At 59.7% G+C, this 21853-nt stretch carries 15 protein-coding genes; 4 read left to right on the forward strand and 11 right to left on the reverse strand.

Annotated elements, in window-relative coordinates; all coding sequences use genetic code 11:
* The 3 genes from clpB to rluD all read right to left on the reverse strand — a co-directional run.
* A partial coding sequence (gene clpB, locus V7M64_RS16470) for an ATP-dependent chaperone ClpB (protein WP_333680561.1) occupies window positions 1-2102 on the reverse strand: 2102 nt, incomplete at its 3' end.
* 134 nt (window positions 2103-2236) lie between these two features.
* Complete coding sequence (gene pgeF, locus V7M64_RS16475; protein ID WP_333680600.1) at window positions 2237-2983, reverse strand: peptidoglycan editing factor PgeF; 747 nt, start codon at window positions 2981-2983, stop codon at window positions 2237-2239.
* 14 nt (window positions 2984-2997) lie between these two features.
* On the reverse strand, window positions 2998-3975 hold the full coding sequence (gene rluD, locus V7M64_RS16480; RefSeq protein ID WP_333680563.1) for a 23S rRNA pseudouridine(1911/1915/1917) synthase RluD: 978 nt from the start codon (window positions 3973-3975) through the stop codon (window positions 2998-3000).
* 71 nt (window positions 3976-4046) lie between these two features.
* On the opposite strand from rluD, the gene V7M64_RS16485 reads away from it, so the two are divergent.
* Window positions 4047-4907 (forward strand): outer membrane protein assembly factor BamD, encoded by an 861-nt coding sequence (locus V7M64_RS16485; protein ID WP_333680565.1) that lies wholly within the window; start codon window positions 4047-4049, stop codon window positions 4905-4907.
* 177 nt (window positions 4908-5084) lie between these two features.
* On the opposite strand, the gene V7M64_RS16490 is transcribed toward V7M64_RS16485, so the two are convergent.
* Window positions 5085-6722, reverse strand: coding sequence for an NAD+ synthase (locus V7M64_RS16490; RefSeq protein WP_333680567.1), 1638 nt, complete (start codon window positions 6720-6722; stop codon window positions 5085-5087).
* Window positions 6723-7656: 934 nt separating this feature from the next.
* Here V7M64_RS16490 and V7M64_RS16495 point away from each other — a divergent pair.
* Window positions 7657-8187: a hypothetical protein gene (locus V7M64_RS16495; RefSeq protein WP_333680569.1), complete on the forward strand. Its 531-nt coding sequence runs from the start codon at window positions 7657-7659 to the stop codon at window positions 8185-8187.
* Between the two features lie 421 nt (window positions 8188-8608).
* Here V7M64_RS16495 and sucD read toward each other — a convergent pair whose 3' ends face one another.
* On the reverse strand, window positions 8609-9484 hold the full coding sequence (gene sucD, locus V7M64_RS16500) for a succinate--CoA ligase subunit alpha (protein WP_333680570.1): 876 nt from the start codon (window positions 9482-9484) through the stop codon (window positions 8609-8611).
* 13 nt (window positions 9485-9497) lie between these two features.
* The gene (gene sucC / locus V7M64_RS16505) at window positions 9498-10658 is read right to left on the reverse strand and encodes an ADP-forming succinate--CoA ligase subunit beta (RefSeq protein ID WP_333680571.1); all 1161 of its coding nucleotides are present in this window, start codon (window positions 10656-10658) and stop codon (window positions 9498-9500) included.
* Between the two features lie 459 nt (window positions 10659-11117).
* Here sucC and V7M64_RS16510 point away from each other — a divergent pair, with 459 nt between their 5' ends.
* Window positions 11118-12737, forward strand: coding sequence for an ATP-binding protein (locus tag V7M64_RS16510; protein ID WP_333680573.1), 1620 nt, complete (start codon window positions 11118-11120; stop codon window positions 12735-12737).
* 855 nt (window positions 12738-13592) lie between these two features.
* Here the strand turns inward: V7M64_RS16510 and V7M64_RS16515 are convergent.
* The 5 genes from V7M64_RS16515 to V7M64_RS16535 form a co-directional block, all read right to left on the reverse strand.
* Window positions 13593-14033 carry a hypothetical protein gene (locus V7M64_RS16515; RefSeq protein WP_333680575.1) on the reverse strand — a complete coding sequence of 147 codons (441 nt, stop codon included), beginning with the start codon at window positions 14031-14033 and terminating at the stop codon, window positions 13593-13595.
* A gap of 387 nt (window positions 14034-14420) precedes the next feature.
* Window positions 14421-15557 (reverse strand): hypothetical protein, encoded by a 1137-nt coding sequence (locus V7M64_RS16520; RefSeq protein WP_333680577.1) that lies wholly within the window; start codon window positions 15555-15557, stop codon window positions 14421-14423.
* Window positions 15558-16359: 802 nt separating this feature from the next.
* Window positions 16360-17421, reverse strand: a complete 1062-nt coding sequence (locus V7M64_RS16525) for a hypothetical protein (protein ID WP_333680579.1) — start codon at window positions 17419-17421, stop codon at window positions 16360-16362.
* Between the two features lie 156 nt (window positions 17422-17577).
* Window positions 17578-18426, reverse strand: coding sequence for a hypothetical protein (locus V7M64_RS16530; protein WP_333680581.1), 849 nt, complete (start codon window positions 18424-18426; stop codon window positions 17578-17580).
* A 255-nt stretch (window positions 18427-18681) separates the two neighbouring features.
* Window positions 18682-19371 carry a hypothetical protein gene (locus tag V7M64_RS16535; RefSeq protein WP_333680583.1) on the reverse strand — a complete coding sequence of 230 codons (690 nt, stop codon included), beginning with the start codon at window positions 19369-19371 and terminating at the stop codon, window positions 18682-18684.
* 385 nt (window positions 19372-19756) lie between these two features.
* Between V7M64_RS16535 and V7M64_RS16540 the strand changes: the two genes are divergently transcribed.
* Window positions 19757-21478 carry a DUF6543 domain-containing protein gene (locus V7M64_RS16540; protein WP_333680585.1) on the forward strand — a complete coding sequence of 574 codons (1722 nt, stop codon included), beginning with the start codon at window positions 19757-19759 and terminating at the stop codon, window positions 21476-21478.
* Window positions 21479-21853 lie beyond the last annotated feature (375 nt).

Consider the following 21853-nt stretch of genomic DNA (forward strand, 5'->3'; position numbering starts at 1 on the left):
TCGGTCAGGCGGCCATCGTCCAGCACCTGCAGCAGCACGTTGAACACATCCGGGTGCGCCTTCTCCACTTCGTCCAGCAGGATCACGCTGTAGGGACGACGACGAACGGCCTCAGTGAGATAGCCGCCCTCCTCGTAACCGACATAACCGGGAGGCGCGCCGATCAGGCGAGCGACGGAATGCTTCTCCATGAATTCGCTCATGTCGATGCGCACGATGGCCTCCTGCGTGTCGAACAGGAATTCGGCCAGCGCCTTGCATAGCTCTGTCTTGCCCACGCCGGTGGGGCCGAGGAACAGGAACGAGCCGTACGGGCGATTGGGATCGGAGAGCCCCGCACGTGCGCGGCGAATTGCGTCGGAGACGGCGCGCACTGCTTCGTCCTGGCCGACCACGCGCTTGTGCAGCGAGTCTTCCATGTGCAGCAGTTTTTCGCGCTCGCCTTCCAGCATCTTGCTGACCGGAATACCGGTCCAGCGCGAGACGACTTCGGCGATTTCTTCTTCCGTGACGCGGTCCTGCACCAGCTTGAATTCCTGCTTTTCGGCGGCTTGTGCGGCAGCGAGCTGCTTTTCCAGTTCCGGCAGGCGGCCGTACTGGATCTCGCTCATCCTGGCGTAATCCTGCCGGCGCTGCGCGGCTTCCAATTCAACGCGTGCCTGCTCGATCTGCTCCTTCACCTTGGTCGCGCCTTGCAGCGCAGCCTTTTCGGATTTCCACACCTCGTTGAGGTCGGAGAACTCGCGCTCCAGCTTGGCGATGTCGTTGTCCAGGTCGGCCAAGCGCTTCTTGGATGCCTCGTCGGTTTCTTTCTTGAGCATCTCGCGCTGGATCTTCAGCTGGATCAGGCGGCGCTCCAGGCGATCGAGCTCTTCCGGCTTGGAATCGATCTCCATGCGGATGCGGGAGGCGGCTTCGTCAATAAGATCGATGGCCTTGTCCGGCAGCTGGCGATCGGTGATGTAACGGTTCGACAGCGTGGCCGCGGCGACGATGGCCGGATCGGTGATCTCCACGCCATGATGCATGGCGTAGCGCTCTTTCAGTCCGCGCAGGATCGCGATGGTGTCTTCCACGCTCGGTTCGCCCACGAAGACTTTCTGGAAGCGGCGCTCCAGTGCGGCATCTTTCTCGATGTATTTGCGGTATTCATCCAGCGTGGTAGCGCCGATGCAATGCAGCTCGCCACGCGCCAGCGCGGGCTTGAGCATGTTGCCGGCATCCATCGCGCCTTCGGCCTTGCCGGCGCCGACCATGGTGTGCAGCTCGTCGATGAACAGGATGATCTGGCCTTCGTTCTTGGCCAGGTCGTTGAGCACGGCCTTCAACCGCTCCTCGAATTCGCCGCGGAATTTTGCGCCGGCGATCAGCGCGCCCATGTCGAGCGAGAGCACGCGCTTGTCACGCAAGCCTTCGGGCACCTCGTTCTTGATGATGCGCTGGGCCAGGCCTTCGACGATGGCGGTCTTGCCCACGCCGGGTTCACCGATCAGCACCGGGTTGTTTTTGGTACGACGCTGCAGCACCTGGATGACGCGGCGGATTTCTTCGTCGCGGCCGATCACCGGATCGAGCTTGCCGCTTTCCGCGCGCGCCGTGAGGTCGACACAGTATTTCTCCAGCGCCTGGCGCTGGTCTTCGGCGTTTTCGCTCTGTATTTTTTCGCCGCCGCGCAGCTTCTCGATCGCCGCTTCCAGGTTCGCCTTGGTGGCGCCGGCTGCTTTCAAGGCGGCGCCCAACTCGCCCTTGTCTTCCAGCGCAGCCAATACGAACAGCTCGCTGGCGATGAACTGGTCGCCGCGCTGCTGCGCGAGCTTGTCGGTGAGGTTGAGCAGGCGCGTCAGCTCGTTGCTGGCGTGGATGTTGCCTTCCTGGCCGCTGACTTTCGGCAGGCGATCGACCAGTTCGAACACACGCTGGCGGAAGGCCGGCACGTTGATGCGTGCCTGGGTCAGCAGCGGCGCCGTCGAACCGCCTTGCTGGTCGAGCAAGGCGGCCATGATGTGCGCCGGCTCGAGCATGTTGTGATCGCGCCCCACGGCCAGCGATTGCGCATCGGCCAGCGCTTGCTGGAAACGCGAGGTAAGTTTGTCCATTCGCATTGGAGGTATCCCCAAAAAGGTTTTTGGCGGACGCGCCGCCACTGCCCCTGGAAATGCGGACGGGGCGGAATGATTCAAGCTTGGCTCATGCGTTGCTTCCCCTCGGGAGAGGGGCCTAAGCAAGCGCCATTCGGTTACGGTTCCAGCCAGATCAGGCTGGCAAACCGTCCGCTGCGCGCCCCTTCGCGCCGGTAGGAATAGAAGCGCCCGTCGGTGCGCGTATCGAAACCACCGCCGTAAATACGCGTAATACCGGCCGCCGCAAGACGCTGCCGAGCCAGCACAGCCAGATCGCACAGCCAGTGGCCGGGACGCGTCGCCGCGAAGGCGGATGCCGCCGCGGCATCGTGTTGAAGAAATGCCTTGCGCACTTCTTCGCCCACTTCATATGAAGGGCCGCCGATGCAGGGTCCGAGCCATGCCAGCAGGCTCGCCGCCGGCCGCTGCATTTGCGCAACGGTGTCTTCCAGCACGCCAGCGGCAAGCCCGCGCCAGCCCGCATGCGTCGCACCGATGCTGCCGCCGTCATCGGCGCAGAACAGTACCGGCAGGCAATCGGCCGTGAGAATCGCGAGCACCGTGCCGGGCAGATGCGACACCGCCGCATCCGCCTCGGGCTCTTGCGGACTGGGCAACGGACCCAGTTCCGCCACGATGCTGCCATGCACCTGCTTCAGCCAGCGCGGCTCCGCCGGCAACGCCAGCGACTGGCGCAAGGCGCTGCGATTGCTGCGCACGACCTGCTCGTCCTCGCCACTGCGCAAACCGAGATTGAAGCGCCCGAACGGCGGTTGCGAAACACCAGGGCCATCGCAGGTGCTTACCGCTGCATGGACGCCGCGCGGCGCGGGCCAATCGGGAAACAGCCAGGCATCGGTCATGGAAGGCACAGTGATTACTCGTTGGGACCGTTGACCGCGAGATCGTCACGCATCGTTGCGATCAACGCATTCATGTCATCGGGTCGCGCGGCATCGAACGACATGGTGTCGCCCGTCACCGGATGGTCGAACGACAAGCGCTCCGCATGCAGCGCCTGGCGGCGAAAGCCGCGCAACACTGCAACGAGTTCCGGCGTGGCGCGCTTGGGCAGTTTCAAGCTTCCGCCATACAGGGGATCGCCCACCAGCGGATGGCCGATATGTCCCATATGCACGCGGATCTGATGAGTGCGCCCGGTTTCCAGATTGCACTGGATCAGTGTGTGGGAACGGAAGCGCTCGCGCAGGCGGTAGTGCGTGATGGCGTGCTTGCCGTCTTCTTCGTCGCGCACGGCTTGGCGCAGGCGATCACTGTGATGGCGGCCGATCGGCGCATCGACGGTACCGCCGGCAATCAGCGTTCCCAGCACGATGGCTTCGTATTGGCGCTCGACGTCGTGGCGGGACAGCATGTCGACCAGGGCAGTATGGGTTGCCAGGGTCTTGGCGACGACCATCAGGCCGGAGGTGTCCTTGTCCAGGCGGTGCACGATGCCGGCGCGCGGCAGTTCGGCCAGTCTCGGATCATGGTGCAGCAGTGCATTGAGCAGCGTGCCAGCCGGGTTGCCGGCGCCGGGATGCACCACCAGGCCGGCGGGTTTGTTCAGCACCAGCAGGTGGGCGTCCTCGAAGACGATGTCCAGAGCGATGGCTTCCGGTGCGCTGGAGACTTCGGTCTCCAGCTCCGCTTCCAACCGCACATGCTCGCCACCCTTCAGCAGTTGCCGCGGCATGGCCGGCGCGCCGTCCAGCATCACGGCGCCGGCCTTGATCCAGGCGGTCAGGCGTGAACGGGAGTAGTCCGGGAACATCTCGGCCAAAGCCTGGTCGAATCTGCGGCCTGCGGCGGACAGGGGCACCACCGCCTCGTGACGGATGATGGAGCCCGTCATCCCTGACCCCCCGGCCGGACGCCGGTTTCGGCTATGATCCCTTTTCGCTCAAACATCTGAACCCCTAACTCATGCGCGTAACCAAGCTGCCGGTCGCCCCGACATCTGTCTTTAAAGTACTGATCGTGCTCGTCCTGGCACTGACGATGAGCGCCTGCTCGTGGTTCCGTCATACGGGCGATCCGCTCGATACCTTGCCGCTGCCGCAGCTTTACGCCAAGGCCCATACCGATCTGGTCCACGCCGACTATTCGGCAGCCGAGAAAGCCTACCAGCGCCTGATCGCCCGTTTCCCGTCCGGCCCGTTCAATGAACAGGCCCAGCTCGAACTGGCCTACGCGCAATACAAGAACAACAAGCCGGATGACGCCTATTCCACGGTCAACCGCTTCATCAAGTCGAACCCGCTCAATCCACATGTGGATTATGCCTATTATCTGCGCGGCCTGATCAACTTCGATCGCACCGCGGGGTTCATCGAGCGCACATTCAGCAGCCAGGAACTCGGCAAGCAGACGCGTCGCGACCAGGGCTACAACCTCAAATCGTTCGATGATTTCGCCGAACTCAGCCGCCGCTTCCCCGATAGCGCCTACGCCGCCGACGCACGTCAACGCATGATCTACCTGCGTAATGTGCTGGCCGAATACGAAATCAACGTCGCCAAGTTCTACCTGCGCAACAAAGCGTATGTGGCCTCGGCCGATCGCGCGCAGTACGTGATCGAGCACTATCAGGAATCGCCGCAAGCCGGCGACGCACTGGCCATCATGTGCCGCAGCTACCTGGCCCTGGGCCAGAAGCAGCAGGCCGACCAGGTGCATCAGGTGCTGGCCCTCAACTATCCGGACCATCCGTATTTGAAGGATCCGCATTGGCCGCATTCGCCGTCGTTGATCCGCAAGATGATTCCGTTCTCGGGTCACTACTGAGCCAAAAAGATTTCCATAAAAAAGCCGGTGCGCGTCAGCCACCGGCTTTTTTCTTTGACATGTGACGCGACATGCCGCCTCCCGAACGCAGTCATTCCCTCGAAAGCGGGAATCCATTTGGCTCTGATGAAAATGGATTCCCGCTTTCGAGGGAATGACGGCCATTGAGATTTCGCCTCATTTCCAGCCGGATGTGATGGGATAACGCCGCTCACGCCCGAATGCACGCGTCGTGACACGCGGGCCAGGCGCCGACTGGCGCCGCTTGAATTCATTCACCAGCACCAGGCGCACCACGCGATGCACGGTGGTTTCGTCATAACCCGCCGCGATGATTTCCGCCTGCGACTGCTCCTCTTCGATGAAGCGCGCAAGGATCGCATCGAGTTCGTCGTAAGGCGGCAAGGAATCCTGGTCGGTCTGGTTGTCGCGCAGCTCGGCCGATGGCGGGCGTTCGATCACGGCGGGCGGAATCACCCATGCGCCGGCGCCTTCCCGGCGCTGCTCATCCACGTTGCGCCAACGCGAAAGCCGGTAGACCTCGGTCTTGTATACATCCTTCAACGGCGCATAAGCCCCGCACATGTCGCCGTACAAGGTGGCATAGCCCACTGCCATTTCGCTCTTGTTGCCGGTTGCCAGCAACAAGCGGCTGTGCTTGTTGGAAAGCGCCATCAGCGTCACACCACGCGTGCGCGATTGCAGGTTTTCCTCGGTGACGTCCGGCTTCTTGCCCGCGAACACCGGCGCCAGTTGCGCCATGAACGCCTCGTACATCGGCTCGATGCTGATCACGTGATATTCCACGCCCAGGCGCTCAGCCTGTCCGCGCGCGCCGTCCAGCGAAAGCTGCGAGGTGTAGCGCATCGGCATCATCACCGCCGTGACGCGATCCGGCCCCAGCGCATCCACCGCCAGCGCCAAGGTGAGCGCCGAATCGATACCGCCGGAAAGACCGAGCAATACGCCGCTGAAGCCGTTCTTGTCGATGTAGTCGCGAATGCCGCGCACCAAGGCGGCGTAAAGCGTGGCTTCGCGCGCGGTGTCTTCGACGCTGGGCCAATCCCGTGCATGGAGCGTACGGCTGGATGCATCGAAGTCCACCCACAGCAGCGCGTCGACAAACGACGGCGCACGCGCGGCGATGTTGCCATCGCCATTCACCAGCAGCGAACCGCCGTCGTAGACAACCTCGTCCTGGCCGCCAATCAGGTTCAGATAGATGAAAGCGCAACCGGTTTCCTTCGCGCGCGCCACCAGCACCTCTTCGCGCGCCACCTGCTTGGCGTCATCCCATGGCGATGCATTGATCACCACGATCAATTCCGCACCGGCCGCCGCCGCGGCGGCAGATGGCTCGGCCTGCCAGACGTCTTCGCAAACGATATAGCCGACGCGTACGCCATCGATCACCGTCACCGCACTGGTACGGCCTGGGCGGAAATAGCGCTTGTCGTCGAACACGCCGTAATTGGGCAGGATCTGCTTGTGCGTGATCTGCGCGATCTCGCCACCGCGCAGCAGCGCCGCGGCGTTGTACACCTCGCCCAGGCTGTGCGGAAAACCGACGATCGCCGCCAAGCCGTTGGTGTGCTCGGCAAGTTCCTGCATGGCGTCCTGGCAGGCCGCGAGAAAACTCGGGCGCAGCAGCAGGTCTTCGGGCGGATAGCCGCTGATGGTCAGCTCGGGGAAAACCGCCAGCGATGCACCGCCTTCGCGGGCACGTGTCATCAGCTCGCGGACTTTGGCGGTATTGGCGGCGACGGCGCCGACGGAAAAATCGTATTGGGCCAGCGCCAGGCGGAGAACGGCCATGTGTTGCTTATCCAGGTTCGACTGGCGCTACATGGTAGTGGAAGTGCCACGAGGCAAGAGCATCTCGCAGACAACGCGCCATCCTTGGAACAAGCATCGGCATGCAGCAGTGTGCAGCGATCAGTTTTTGCGTTCAACGATAAGCCTCTACAGCGGTCCGTACTCATCTCGGACATATGCTCGCCAAACCTGATCAGCAAAACACGCGGTGCCGGCTAAGCGAACGACTCCGCGATCAGGTCAATCATCAAGCTTATGTGAGGTATGAATCATGCAAACTTCAAATTCCCTTGCCGCGGCTATGTTCACGTCAGCCGAGGCGGGTAAAGTCGCAGGCCTGCTGACGCCGGCGCAAATGCCAGCCACAAACCCCGTAGCCGCAGGCTCGCCAACGCCTACGCAAACGCCAGCCACAAACCCCGTAGCCGCAGGCTCGCCGACGCCTACGCAAACGCCAGCCACAATCCCCGTCAGGCCTGGGGGCAATCCGTTCCAAATCGGGCGCCCCCCTGTTGATCCGGACCGCAAGCCCGGTCTCCTCCCTGACCGCTCTCCAGCAGGCTACGGCAGGCCATTCATGCCTCCTGAGGGTGCAGTCCTCGATCCGGCCTTCGAATTCAGGCCTGGGGGCAATCCGTGCCAAGTCGGGCGCCCCCCTGTTGATCCGGGCCACGATCCGGCTTTCGCCTGGCGTCTACCCGATCCCCTTTCCATAAAGCCCATTCCCCCGCCGGTGGTTTTGCTAAACACATAGGAACAAGAAAAGCAAAAGAGCCGCCTCGGCGCGGCCCTTTTGCGATCACCGCAGCACCTGCTGATTATTTCTTCAACACACCGGCCAATGTCTTGCCGAGATCCGCCGGCGAATTCACCACGGTGACGCCGGCCTTCTCCCGCATCGGACAATCATCCCATTTATGTGAGGTACTGAATCATGCAAATTTCGATCTCGACGGACGCGTCAATCGCGATGACAGAATCGTTCGAGGCAGCCAAAGCCGGACGCTCGCCAGCTTCGTCGCCAAATCCAGAGGTAGGCATTGAGCCTGGGCGTGATCCGTTCTCACGCAGCAATCCGGGCTACGTATCGCCTGGGCCCGAGGTACGGGCACATGCGTCTTCTGAGAAGAGTCTCCCTGTCCAGGTGAAGAAGAACGGGGATGGCAGTGTTGACATCTCCGGAAACGGCCGCGCCAGCTTCAGTGCCAGTGGCGATCTTGCCATCTCCGAAAACGGCCGCGACGGCTTCCATGCCGGCAATGTTCGAGTCTCCCAAAGCGCTCCCTTCGACGCGCATTTCGGGGAAGGTGTCGATGTCGCCGTAGACGGTGGCCGCACTACCGCCTCCGGAAACGGGCGTTACGACGTTCATTTCGGAAACAAGGAATACTCCGGAAACGGCCGCTACGAATTCACTTTCACCGAACCGAAGGATAGTGCCCGTCCTTTTGTCGAAACTAACTGATGTGTTCCCCGGGACTCGCAATGCCGATTGATCCCTAAAACAGAAGGGTCGCATCGCCGCGACCCTTCCGGCCATCACGGCAACCAGCCAGCGTCTTGCCAGTATCCGCCGGGGATTTCCCATGGCTACGCCCGCTTCTAGAGCGCCGCAAACTTGGCCCACTGCCGTGCAGCTTGCCCGTCAGCGATGATCCGTGCAGCTTCGCTCTGTGTTGAAATCAGCGCCACGCCCGCAGCCAGCGCCACGAGCCGGCGAACTGGAGGCGATCGTGCCGGCATGGCCATGCGTTTGCGGGCAAGAGAAGCACATGCCTCCGGACACGTGCGGCGCTCCGCAAGGATTGATCCGCTATCCCGAGGGGATTGCCAGCAAAAGGGGCCGCGTCGCCGCGGCCCCTTTCCAAGCACTGCCATGCAGCCGATTACTTCTTCAGCAGACCAGCCAGCGTCTTGCCAAGATCGGCCGGCGACTTCACCGTCGTCACACCCGCTTTCTCCAGCGCCGCGAACTTGGCCGCCGCCGTGCCCTTGCCACCGGAGATGATCGCGCCGGCATGGCCCATGCGCTTGCCGGCCGGAGCCGAGGCGCCCGCGATGAACGACACCACCGGCTTCTTCACGTATTCGCCGATGAACTCAGCAGCTTCTTCCTCGGCGCTGCCGCCGATTTCGCCGACCATGATGATGCCTTCGGTCTGCGGATCGTCCTGGAACAGCTTCAGGCAGTCGATGAAGTTGAGGCCGTTGATCGGATCGCCGCCGATGCCGATGCAGGTGGACTGGCCCAGGCCTTCGTTGGTGGTCTGGAACACGGCTTCATAGGTGAGCGTGCCGGAGCGCGACACGATGCCGACCTTGCCCGGCTTGTGGATGTGGCCCGGCATGATGCCGATCTTGCACTCGCCCGGAGTGATGATGCCGGGGCAGTTCGGGCCGATCAGCACGGTTTCCGGATGCTGCGCCAGCACGTTCTTGACGCGCAGCATGTCGAGTACCGGAATGCCTTCGGTGATCGTCACGATCACGCGCACGCCGGCATCGATGGCTTCGAGGATGGAATCCGCTGCGAACGGCGGCGGCACGAAGATCACCGACGCATCGGCGCCGGTTTCGTCGACCGCTTCCTGCACGCTATTGAAGACTGGCAGGCCGATGTGTTCGGTACCGCCTTTGCCCGGGGTGACGCCGCCGACCACCTTGGTGCCGTAGTCGATCGCCTGCTCGGCGTGGAAGGTGCCCTGCTGGCCGGTGAAGCCCTGCACGATCACCTTGGTGTTCTTGTTGACGAGAACGCTCATGCTTGGATGCTCCTCACTTCGCGGCAGCCACGGCTTTCTTCGCCGCGTCGTTGAGATCGTCGGCCGGCGTGATCGCCAGGCCGGAGTTGGCCAGCAGTTCGCGGCCCTTCTCCACATTGGTGCCCTGCAGGCGCACCACCACCGGAATGGTCAGGCCCACTTCCTTCACCGCGGCGATGATGCCTTCGGCGATCAGGTCGCAGCGCACGATGCCGCCGAAGATGTTCACCAGGATGGCGCGCACCTTGTCGGAGGAAAGGATCAGCTTGAACGCCTCGGTCACGCGTTCCTTGGTGGCACCGCCGCCGACGTCGAGGAAGTTGGCCGGCTCGCCGCCCGCCAGCTTGATCACGTCCATGGTGGCCATGGCCAGGCCTGCACCGTTGACCATGCAGCCGATGTTGCCGTCCATGGTCACGTAGTTGAGGTTGTGCTGCACGGCGGCCGCTTCGGCGGCGTCTTCCTGCGTGAGGTCGCGCATCTTGGCCAGGTCCGCATGGCGGAACTCGGCGTTGTCGTCGGAATTGACCTTGCCGTCGAGCGCGGCGAGGTTGCCGTCCTCGAGGATGGCGAGCGGGTTGAGCTCGACCAGCGAGAGGTCTTTCTCATTAAAGAGCTTGTACAGGCCCAGCATGATCTTGGTGAGCTGGTTGACCTGCTTGGGATTCAGGTCCATCGCGAAGCCGAGCTGGCGGCACTGGTATGGCTGCAGGCCTTCGACGAAATCCACCACGATGGTGTGGATGTCGTCCGGGGTTTCCTTGGCCACCTGTTCGATGTCCACGCCGCCGTGCTTGGAGGCGATGAAGGTGACGGCCTTGCTGTCGCGGTCGACCAGGATCGACAGGTACAGCTCCTTGGCGATGTTCGTGGCATCGGTGACCAGCACCAGGTTCACCGGCAGCGCACGGCCGGCGGACTGGTAGGTTTCCATGTTCTTGCCCAGCATGCCCTTGGCAGCGGCATGGACATCATCCAGGCTCTTGCAGAACTTGACGCCACCGGCCTTGCCGCGGCCACCTGCGTGGATCTGGGCCTTGACCATCCATTGCGTGCCGCCCAGGTGCTTGGCGGCATCGACGGCGGCGTCGGGGGAACTGGCAACTTTGCCCGGCGGCACGGCGATGCCGTACTGCGCGAACAGCTCTTTGGCCTGGTACTCGTGGAAATTCATTCGCTACCTCGAGTGAATGGGGAAGGATCGAGCCTGCGCGGTAGCCACAGCACAGGCTTGGGAGAACGGACGGCGGTGTTACGCACTACCGGCGCGTGCAGTGCGCCGTGGCCATGCCTCGACATGGGGGAAACCGCGCAATACGGCCCGGTATTTTCGCGGAAGCGGGGTGGGATGGAAAGGGGCCATCCAAGGATGGCTGTTTGCGTTTGCCCCTTCTCCCCTCTGGGGAGAACATTCCTCACTTCCCTTTCCGCAAGCAGGAAAGGGCTGGGATGAGGGGCCAACCTTGCGTTACCGATGAAGCGAGCGGAGGATTAAGGCGAGGGGGCAATCCTGCGAAAGTGCTGTATCGAAGTCCGCTTCGATGTTGTTCTGTCGCAAGATTGTTCCTGCCCGGCCTCCTTCCGGAAGGGAGGGGGCTCCAGCAGCCACTTCTCTTCGCGAGTGTTCAAACCCGTGTCCAACCGAGCGATCGTCGATTCGCCCAATAGCACGACCACCCGCCACGAGTTGCTGTTCCTGAATTATTTCCGGCTGGCCCAGGCGCTGGTCTACGTCGGGCTGGCCTTCACCCCCAGCGGGATGGGCTGGCCGCACCTGAACAACGTCGACCTGGCGCGGCTGGTCGCCGCCGGCTACCTGTTGTTCGCCTTGGGGGTGATTTCCATCACCCACCTGACCAAGGCGCTGGGCTGGCTGGGCATCCTGTGCACGCTGCTGGTGGATATCGTCGCGGCCGTGCTGGCGATCGCCGCCATGAACGATGCGCGCATCGGTATCGCCATGATGCTGGCCGTCAATCTCGCCGCCGGGGCCCTGCTGTTGCCGCTGAGGTTGGCGCTGTTTCTCGCCGCACTGGCCACGCTGGGCGTGCTGGGACGCACGCTGTTTGCGCTGCCGCATCCGGCCTCGGTCGACGATCGCGATTTCCTGGAATCGGGCCTGTTCGGCATGGCCTATTTCGCGATCGTCGTGCTGTGTAACGTGCTCGGCCGCCAGTTGCGCGCCAGCGAGGCCTTGGCCGAACAGCGCAGCATCGATCTGGTCAATCTGGCCCAGGTCAACGAATTGATCATTCGCCGCATGAAAACCGGCGTCATGCTGGTGGACGATGCCAATCGCATCCATCAGATCAACGAGTCGGCCTGGATGCTGCTGGGCAACCCTTCTTCGGACCAGCGCGACCTCGGCCGCGTGGCGCCGGAACTATCGCGCCGCCTGTATCACTGGATCACCTCGGGCAAGCTGGACGAAACCGCCACCCAGCTCGCCGACGGCATGCCGGAAGTGGTGCCGCGCTTCAGCCGCCTTGCGCCGAACGACGACTCATTGGTGTTGATCTTCCTGGACGACACCTCGCTGGTGTCGCGTCGCGCGGAAGAACTCACGCTTGGGTCGCTGGGCCGCCTTTCCGCCTCGATCGCGCACGAGATCCGCAATCCGCTGGCCGCCATTCGCTACTCCGCGCAGCTGTTGGCCGAATCGAACGAAATGAGTTCCACCGACCTGCGCATGGTGGAGATCATCAACAACCACTGCAGCCGATTGAACGACATCATCGAGAACATCCTGCAGTTGTCGCGACGTGAGCGCTCGCGCCCGGAAACGCTGAACCTGGGCGATTGGGCGCACGGCTTCGTCGACGAATACAAGCAAGGCAACGACATCGGCAACGATTCATTGCGCGTGATCGACAACAGCGCACAGCCGGTCGTCGCCGTGGCTGACCCGCAGCAATTGCATCAGGTGATCTGGAACCTGGTGCAGAACGCGCTGCGCTACGGCCGCATGCCTGGCGAGGCGGCGCGCGTGCTGGTGGTGGTGCGCCATGGCGAACACGGCGTGCCGATCCTGGAAGTGATCGACCGCGGCCCAGGCATCGCACCGAAGGTGGCCGCGCAAATCTTCGAGCCGTTCTACACCACGCATGAATACGGCACCGGGCTCGGGCTTTATCTCGCGAGGCAGATGGCGGAAGCCAATCAGGCCGTGCTCGAATACGTGCGCGTGGCCGGTGGCGGAAGCTGCTTCCGGCTGGTGTTGACGCCGCCGGTGCGGATTGAGTCCGCGGTATAACCTGCGCATTGAATATCTGCCCTATGCACCGACAGAAGCAGGCTCGTTTATTGACCGCCGTCTCGTGCTGGCGCGCGGCATGACCCCATCACGCTGCGCCACGAGCGGCATCTGTACTTCAAGTTGATGCGACTAACGTCCAAGTGATGGAGTGGCTTGTACCAGGCTTTGAAGCTGCTGAACTCTCTGCACAGCGGCATGTAAATCCTGTTGACTCCGCATGAGAATACGGATCGCTTGATTTTCTTGCCTAAGATTATCGGTGTGTCGTCGATGACTCCGGTCTGACGCGTCGTTAGCACGGAGAAGCTCTCTGTCTGAGGCAGAGATCCTTTGTGTGATGGCGTTTATCCTTTCCTGGGTGTGCGCTCGCCGCTCAGGATTCGGTCATGCCTAAGCGACTGCTGCAGTTGTTGACGTTCCCTGTCCATCGCCAGTATGTCATCCGAAATTCGCTCTACACGCTGTTCGTCTGCGAGGTATCGAGGCAAGGAGTCATGCGTTCTTTGCGTAGCGTGATTCAGCTCAGCCTGGGCTGTGTCAACTCTGCGTTGTGCATCCTGTTCGTCCTCGCGAGCCCTGTTCAGCTGTTCTCGGAGGGTATTTCCGGGCCGCTGCAGCCCTCCTCCTCCTTTGTTCGCGGCCTTGGGCAACGGCTCTGCGCCACCCTTGCCATCCAGTTTCACCGGCACACTTCGTGTGAAGTCATGGGGCCGCTCAGGATCATTCATCATCCAGCCCTGCAACTGCCTGTCGTAACTCCCCGAGTGATAGCCGTCGGCTCTGAGCACGTAACGGTTCCCACCCCTGCCGGAATACGTGCCATCCGCATTGAGTGCCCCGATCTGCCCGGGATCAATCTTGGCCGCGGGCGGCAGGGCAGCGCCGCCCGTTTGGCTTGGCGGTATCCGTGCCGCTCACAATCCTCCAGTTTCCATCACCATCTGCTTTTGCGCGTTCATTCGTGCACAGGGGCGCACCCGTTTCACCATCAAGCTTGTAGATCGGGCGGCTTCCGCTCGCATCAGGGGCATCACTCGCCTTTACGACGTAATCACCCTGTTGATTTGGCCATTCGACCTTCTGCTGTATGGACTTCATAAGACCGCTGGCGATTGGAAGTCCTGAGGAAGAAGACCAGAACGGGTTTTCCACAGGTCTGATCACGAGCGGAGCAAATAGACCGCCCCCTTCGCCGCCAAGCTTCGATCCCGATGAATGCGAGGGATAGACATGAGGAGTGTCGTTAGGGATCGAATGAGGGATCGAATGAGAGACCGCATGAAAAAAAAGCATGATCGGCTTCCTTATCTAATGGATTTCCTGTCATCCACGCATCAAAGCGTGTTTCATTAAGCAACAGGTATCTTCCGATCCGCTGAAAACCATGTTCCTACAGCAGGAGTTCACGGCGCTTCAAGGAGGTGCATCAACGGTAGGAAAATAACCGACAACAGCGGTGGTACTCATTTATGCGAATGATTCCGCGCAAGCGAGGTGCCGCTGCCTATAACGAGGAGAACGCCGCGAACGGTAGCGCCATGATCACCATGGGGCGTGCCGAGTCTTGCTTCATCTTTGCTGCGATCAAGGCAAAGCTTGACGCGCATTGGAGCGTATAAGTAACGAGAACCGGCTCGGCACGCCTCACTGAAGCGACCTATCCATGAGCATTCGAACAGGTTACTCCCGAAGAACATGATTGAATCTATCTTGAGCGTCCAAACGATCTTGCTCAGCCCTTTGATAGGCCTCAGTTGCCTGTAACGATTGCGTGGTAGCCGCAGAAAGATTGCGATCCGCGGTGACCGATGCCTGATAAGCAGCGTTGTAGGCCGACGTTGCGGTAAATATCTGCTCATCGATGGCAGCCAACTGCCGGTTGATGTCACCCAGTCGCACTGGATCTTTTTCACGATTGCGCGATTGATTCAATCGCTGGTGCTGCCTGTTCAATTCCCGAAGCTGGCTTGAAGTTCGTTGTAAGTCACGATTAACGTCAGCACTATGAGCAAGAGCTTCGTTATAATGCTGAGCCGCATTTTGCCATGCAACACGGGCGCCTTCGGCCCTGGCTTCTGCTTGCACTACGCGCTCCCGCGCCGTCGCTATTCGCAAGTCCTTCGTTTTTTTCCTTTCTATAGGATCTAATCCCCCTTTAAGCCTTGCCCTGGGCAACGGTTCCGCGCCACCCTTGCCATCCAGTTTCACCGGCACACTTCGAGTGAAGTCATGGGGTCTGCCGGGGTCGACCGCCATCCATGCTTGCAGTTGTTTGTCGTAGCTCATCGGATGATGACCTTCGATGCCAAGCGCGTATTTGTTCCCATCCTTGCCGGGATACGTGCCATCCGGCTTGAGGGGGCCCAACTGCTTGGGATCGATCTGGGCGGCGGGCGGCAGGGTAGGACTGCTCGCCGGCTTGGCGGCATCCGGGTTGCTCACTTTCTCCAAACCGTCGTGTCCGTTGGACCTCACCTTTTGCCCCGTGTCGATAGGGGCGTCCGTTGCCTCGTCGCGCTTGAAAAGCTCGTAGTCCCCGTTCTTATCAGGATTCTTTATGACGTAATGGCTCGGGTCGTCCTGCAGTTTGATGTCGCGCAGCACGGACTTCTTCGGACTGCTGCCGGAGGGAAGTCCGGTGGAGGACGACGGAAACGGGTCATGTCCGGACGCGACCGCGGGCGAGCCTGGCTTCTCGATATCGTTACCGGCCAGTTTCGAGCCCGATGAATGACTTCCTTCGACCGGATGCGCTTCGGCCAGATGAAAACTGCTCGGGTGAATACCGCTCGAATGAAAACTGATACCGGATGGCATAATAGATCTTCCTTATTTAAAACCATGGCGACACTTTCATTATTCCATTCAAGGACGCGTTCAGCGCATCCCTGGTTTTAAAAAGCGCACTACTCGATGACGGTAAAACATGTACCGACGACATGGCTTCACGCTCTTCATGGCGGTGCATCCAGGGTGGAAAAATAAGCGTGCCCGTGGCAGTACTCATCTATGCGAACGATCCTGTGCCCGCAAAGGAATGACAGCCCACACACAGCTCGCTACCAGCGTATAGCCGGTTGTCGCCGTGGCCGACCCGCAACACTTGCATCAAGTGATCTGCAACCTGGTGCAGAACACGCTTCACTAGGTGGCATGCCAGGCGAGCGGGTGCAGCCTTTATCGCGACGCTCGATTTGACCCGCTGCCTCGGCGAAGTGCGCGAACTCAGCAATGGCCTGTGATGCGTTTTGCGAGAATGACTATATATACACCCCCAAGATGGGCATTCTTGCGGTGTAGTTTTTGGCCTCCTTCAATCGGAGTCCACGCATGAGTATGTCAGTTCAAATGCCATCAAACTATGGACCGGCTTCAAGCGGGGCCTCATCACAATCAACCCCGCGGGGGAAGGCCGGACGTGGCAATCCTATTTTAGGCAGTTCCATTGCCGGAAAAGACCGCCCGGATAACAACAAGATCAAATCGCCTCATCGTCATTATGGAAACGACCCACAAATCATGATTGGGAAGTAGAGCGTGGATCGCTTGAGCAGCAACTCCGCCCGGGAGGCCAGCAAGAATCCACCCGTCGTGTTATTCAGTTTTTCGCGGCCAGCTCTTATGTAGCGCTGCCGCCGGAGCCATCACTTCCAAGCGAACCATGGTAGTACTTCCATTCCGTCTTCACGTGGCCTTGTTGATCCTTGCTATCCACCAATATTTCCTTACTCGGGCGCTCGCCCGGCTTAGGGGTATAAGGCTCAAGACCATGACGTCCGGTTGTAACCCAGCCCTTTCCCGGCTTGATGCCTGAACTGTCTTTCCATTTATCGTTGAATTTAGGATCAGGAGCTCCTGCCGTCGGATATACTTCTCTGACGTCGACATCTCCTAATGGGTCATGCATCCGCCAGTCCACCTCAAACGTCGGCCGGACCTCGTGCGGCGTCATCTTGGAGCCCTGGCCGCTCGATTGCTTTGATGACCCCGGGCGCTGACCATCGTCCATCCCCCCCTTCAGCGCGGGATTGGTCAACGGCTCTGCGCGACCCTTTCCAACCAGCTTCACTGGAACGCTTCCCTGGAAGGTATTGGGCTTGTGGGGATCCACCGCCCTATAGCCTCCTAACTGTTGGTCGTATTTCATCTGATAGTGTTTTTCGCCCATTAGCCCGAATTGGTTGCCCTTTCCATCTGGAAAAAGCCCGTTCTCATTGAGTTCCCCCAAGTCACCCGGGCCGATCTCGGCAGCTGGCGGCAAGGTCGGATTGGCGACTTGTTTGGCGGCATCCGTGTCGCCCACTCTCTTCCAGCCCCCGTTCTTGACGGGCTTCACATAGTTGCCCGTGTCCTTGGGAGCATCTGTTTCCGGATCACGCATGTAGAGCCGGTAGCTGCCATTTTCATCGGGCGTATCCCCGATTGCGTAATTACGCGGATCATCGGACAGCTTGATATCGCGCAGCGTGGACTTCATCGGAATGCTGCTGGTTGGAAGCCCGGAGGATGACGGCTGAAACGGATCATGCCCGGACGTGACCACGGGGGAACCGGGCTTCTCGATTTCCTTGCCGCCCGGCTTCGATCCCGATGGATGATTGTTTTCGACGGGATGCAGTTCGGTGGGATGAAAACTGTTTGGATGAATACTGCTCGGATGAGCACTGATACCAAATCGCATAACGGACTATCCTTATTTAAAGTCATCGCATATTTATTTATTCATTAAGGGATCTTCATAACATCCTTGGCGTTTTAAAAAACGCGCCTCACGATTCATGTGACGTTGCTCATGCGCTCTGTTAGGAGACGCCCTTATCGAACGGCAGTCACGCTGTCATGGAAGTCTTTTTGACGACTGCGGTACGGCCATGGCTTTATAGCCGTCTTCCAACGCAGAGTGATAGTCATCAAATGCCGAACGCTGGTCGCGAGAAGCCACTTCGGCCTGGCTCTCCAGGGAGCGCATCCTGTTATGCGCCTCCTCATATCTTTTTTTGGCATTGGACTTGTTATTGGTCGCTCGGTGCACCTCCGTCTGGAGGCCCTTGCGCCGCGCAGGGTCGGATTCCCGATCACGTGACCGTTGCCACGCCGCCTGCCGCTCCTCTGCATTCCTAAGCGATTCTCCGGCGCGATGAAAATCGTGGATGGCGTTGTCGGCTTGAAGGGCGAGCCTCGAATGCTTGGCGACGGCCGTTGCCCATGTAGCCTTTGTTTCCCTGACCCGCAGCCCCTCTTCGACACTCCCCCTGGCGTCGGCCGGATCCATTCCACCCTTAATCCCCGCCTTGGGTAACGGTTCCGTCTCGCCCACGATCTTCCAGTTTCCATGCCCATCTTCCTTTGCGCGCCCATGCGTGGGCATGGGCGCTCCCGTTTCATCGTCACGTTCGTAGACCGGCCGGCTACCGTTCGCATCAGGGGGATCATTCGTCTTTACGACGTAGTCACCCTGCTTATTTGGCCATGTGACTTTCTGCAGCGTGGACTTCATCGGCTTGCCGCCGGCTGGAAGCCCGGAGGAGGATGACGAAAATGGGTCGTGCCCCGGCATAACAGCGAGCGACGTGGGCTTATCCCCGGCTTTGCTGCTTGGCTTTGCTCCCGATGGATGCGCGGCCTCCACGGGATGAATGTCGACAGGATGAACGTTACTCGGATGAAAGCTCATACCAAATAGCATAATGATAATCCTCTATTAATATGCTCGTTATCTTTCGCCTTGCTTCGATGCTGCTGGATGAGCCGTCTCGGTGGGATGTATATTGGTGGGATGAAAGCTTGGACGAACGCCAATGCCTGGCATAATCGAAATCCTTATTTAATAATTTATTCCTATCAACGTAAAAATGTGCCTCTTTAAAAATATATAGGCGCATCTCGGCATGTTGGAAGCTTGTCGGCGACAGAGTCCGCATGCTTCAAAATACCCGGGGTTTCAGGTCCGCTTGTAGGCCCATGATTGTCTCGACATATCTTCACCTTTGTGCCACGTGCCCTTACCTGCGTTGGGCCCTTCCATATATATATAATAAGGCTTGTACGCGTCATACGATGAATCGCCTGGCTTGGTGTTGCCTCGGCCATCCTCGACGACCCAATACTTACTTTGGCCGTCGTTCCCTCGTTTCCGGGGAACTGAGGCACCGCTCGATGAAGCCGTAGCACTGCCTGATGGCTGCGCGCCGTCCAGCTGCGAGTAGCCCTGTTTGGAAGAGCCTGCGCCACCTCCCCGCAAGCCGCTGGGAACAGCCGTCCAGTTCCCGTTATCGTCGCGCCTCACATATCTTCCGGTACCCCTGGGAGCACCTGTTTCGGCATCACGGCTGTAGAGCGCGTAGGTTCCGTTATTTTCAGGAGTAAACCTAGCGCAGTAATTGCCTGGATCGTTTGACAGGTGGACATCTTGCATTGCGGACATCATCGGACTGCTGCTGGTTGGAAGCCCGGAGGATGACGGTGGAAACGGATCATGCCCGGACGTGACCACGGGGGAAACGGGCTTCTCGATTTCCTTGCCGCCCGGCTTCGATCCCGATGGATGATTGTTTTCGACGGGATGCAGTTCGGTGGGATGAAAACTGTTTGGATGAATACTGCTCGGATGAGCACTGATACCAAATAGCATAATGGTCCGTCCTTATTTAAAATCATGTCGACATATTTATTTATGCAATGGAACGATGCGCAATAGCATCCTGGCGTTTTAAAAAAACGCGCCTCGCGATCGCATAAAAACATGTGCTGGCGACATGGCTTCACGCTTTCCCTAGAGGCGTCACGACTTTAGCGCAGGGAAAACTTTCCATGCGTTACTCATCTATTAGAATATCCCGCAACGGATCACCCGAACATTTTTTCTCGAAATCGTATATAGCCCGGCACACCGTGCTACATGGATAACACCGTGACCTACGTGAGATCCCTACAGTTGCTCAGAACCGGCCTCGACCAGACGTCACGACGCCATTCAAATATTCGACCCGATAACTCGCTTATTAAGGTGCACGCGCATGCGGACAACAGACATATTGTCTTCGACCATTCACCCTCAGGCGACCACGCCGATGCCCCAAGCCTCCGTGCGCCCTGCGCCGGAAGCAGGCCCTACGATCACTACCAACGCCTCGCCCTTCCCCTCCGACGTGTCCGGCCATTCAAGCAAACCTGCGGCGCCAGCTTCCAAAAACGCGCCAGCCAGCACTTCGGATCAGGCCGTTCTGGTGCCCTTCGCCACGCCCGAGGACGCAAACAAATATCAAGCAGTTGCAACCAAGGTAACGGCCGTCCCCATGCCCAATCCACATGAGGTGGCAAGAGAGTTCATCAAAGCCAAGCTGGGTGTCGATGGCGACACTATCGTGTTGGCGCACTTCAGGGATGATGACGCACGCGCACAAGGCAAGCCCGATTCGACGCAAACCCTGACCGAGGCGGTCATGGAGGCCTTCATTGGCCAGCAGAACCACGACAAATACAACGCTACGACCGGCTTGCTCGGAGGCATCCTGGCCGGCGGCGCCAGTCCCTCGGCAACGGGTTTCTTTTTTGATCTATTCCACAGCGACAACGTCGGTGATGCATTCAGAAAGGCCGGCACTTTCTTGTGGTCACGCACTTTGCCGGGCTATCTCTACAATACGTTCTCCGCTCCCGGCAACGTCATCGACAAAGCCAAGGAAGAATTCAGGAACCAAGACAGCGCCTACGGCTTATATAAAAACAACGGCAAAGGATATTCCAGCGAAAATAGCTACGAACTCAAACCCTCCGAGGTCCGCGAAAAGTTCAGCGCCAGCACCCCACACGACGAACTTCCATACATCCAGACATGGAAAAAAGCGCTGGACGATTATTGGAGCGACAACAAAGAATCCTTTCCCACGGCGGCGCGCTACAACTTTGTGCAGGAGGCGCGTGCGGCTCGGGATAATGGCGAACTGACGCCAGAGCAGTACAAGCTGGTGATGAAAGGCGGGGCGCCGGGGGTACCGCTGAAAGGCCCGGTGACCTTCGAGCAGATCAGCAAACCCATGCCGCCGGACCCGACCGTTACCGTGCAGCGCCTCGATATAAACGGTTACCAGGCCACCAATATCGTGCGGTTCAAGGACGCCGATGGAGGTGAAGTCATGTTCATTCCGGGCAACAAGCCGTCGTTCGTGCCATTGCGCCACAAGAAAGACGGCATTGATTGGCTCACGCAGCAAAACACACCACCCAAGCGGGAAGCCTTCCTGGGCCATTTCTCTCTCTATAACCGCATGGACGGCGCCTTTCATTCCGGTGTGGAAACCGGGTTCGACAAACTTGTCGCAGGTAAATGGGCACCGGCTTATCTCAATTACAATGACCACACGGGTAAAAACGATATCAAGGAGGATGTCTTCGTGGATATGCGCGACCGAACGCAAGACAGGCTCAATGATGATGCCAAAAGGCAAACGAACAATGCTTGGGACGGGACAAAGAACACCATAAACCGCGCCTCCGCCATACTGGGTCCGGTAGGTAACGTGCTGGGAATCGGCACCGGCGTGGACACGGCCTTGAACGGTAAAAATTCAGAAGATCTCAAACAAGGACCGATAGACGCCATTGACAGCGGCATCAATGCTGCCGTGGACGTTGGGGCTGGAGCGATGGTGGCGCGGCATCCGAAGCCGGACGCGTTCGCTATTGAGTTAGACCGCTTCGTGAACGGCACTGGCATCGTCGTAGACTCCCAACCTTGAGCAGATGGAGCGATGACGGAGCAAAACTATTCCAAGGACGTCCGCGAGCGTGCCGTACGCATGGTGCGCGAACACTAGCCTGACCATCCGTAAGAATGGCTTACGAACCAATCGGCGGCCGCCAAGCTCAGTTGCACGCCGCAGGCATTGCACAACTGGGTGCGTCGCTTGCGTTCGTCGATCGGTTACCGCGCACCTGGCCGAGGCCGGTTGCTATCAATCCATGAGCGCGGTGCCCATGGCGGCGTGACTCAAACCAAATAGCGTCCGGCAAAGCCGGGGCGGTCATCGATAGCCATTAAGGCAACACCGATCAAGTATCGCCGGCGGACAGACAGGGCTGGCCCCACCATGTTGAACAAAGTGATGGGGTGA

Source organism: Dyella sp. (assembly GCF_036746095.1).
Classification (GTDB): Bacteria; Pseudomonadota; Gammaproteobacteria; order Xanthomonadales; family Rhodanobacteraceae; genus Dyella_B.

Bases quoted from the DNA above. Each gene is read 5' to 3' on its own strand.
- pgeF (WP_333680600.1), bottom strand. From the start codon at position 2,983: ATGACCGATGCCTGGCTGTTTCCCGATTGGCCCGCGCCGCGCGGCGTC.
- rluD (WP_333680563.1), bottom strand. From the start codon at position 3,975: ATGACGGGCTCCATCATCCGTCACGAGGCGGTGGTGCCCCTGTCCGCC.
- V7M64_RS16485 (WP_333680565.1), top strand. From the start codon at position 4,047: ATGCGCGTAACCAAGCTGCCGGTCGCCCCGACATCTGTCTTTAAAGTA.
- V7M64_RS16490 (WP_333680567.1), bottom strand. From the start codon at position 6,722: ATGGCCGTTCTCCGCCTGGCGCTGGCCCAATACGATTTTTCCGTCGGC.
- V7M64_RS16495 (WP_333680569.1), top strand. From the start codon at position 7,657: ATGCAAATTTCGATCTCGACGGACGCGTCAATCGCGATGACAGAATCG.
- sucD (WP_333680570.1), bottom strand. From the start codon at position 9,484: ATGAGCGTTCTCGTCAACAAGAACACCAAGGTGATCGTGCAGGGCTTC.
- sucC (WP_333680571.1), bottom strand. From the start codon at position 10,658: ATGAATTTCCACGAGTACCAGGCCAAAGAGCTGTTCGCGCAGTACGGC.
- V7M64_RS16515 (WP_333680575.1), bottom strand. From the start codon at position 14,033: ATGCTTTTTTTTCATGCGGTCTCTCATTCGATCCCTCATTCGATCCCT.
- V7M64_RS16520 (WP_333680577.1), bottom strand. From the start codon at position 15,557: ATGCCATCCGGTATCAGTTTTCATTCGAGCGGTATTCACCCGAGCAGT.
- V7M64_RS16525 (WP_333680579.1), bottom strand. From the start codon at position 17,421: ATGCGATTTGGTATCAGTGCTCATCCGAGCAGTATTCATCCAAACAGT.
- V7M64_RS16530 (WP_333680581.1), bottom strand. From the start codon at position 18,426: ATGCTATTTGGTATGAGCTTTCATCCGAGTAACGTTCATCCTGTCGAC.
- V7M64_RS16535 (WP_333680583.1), bottom strand. From the start codon at position 19,371: ATGCTATTTGGTATCAGTGCTCATCCGAGCAGTATTCATCCAAACAGT.
- V7M64_RS16540 (WP_333680585.1), top strand. From the start codon at position 19,757: ATGCGGACAACAGACATATTGTCTTCGACCATTCACCCTCAGGCGACC.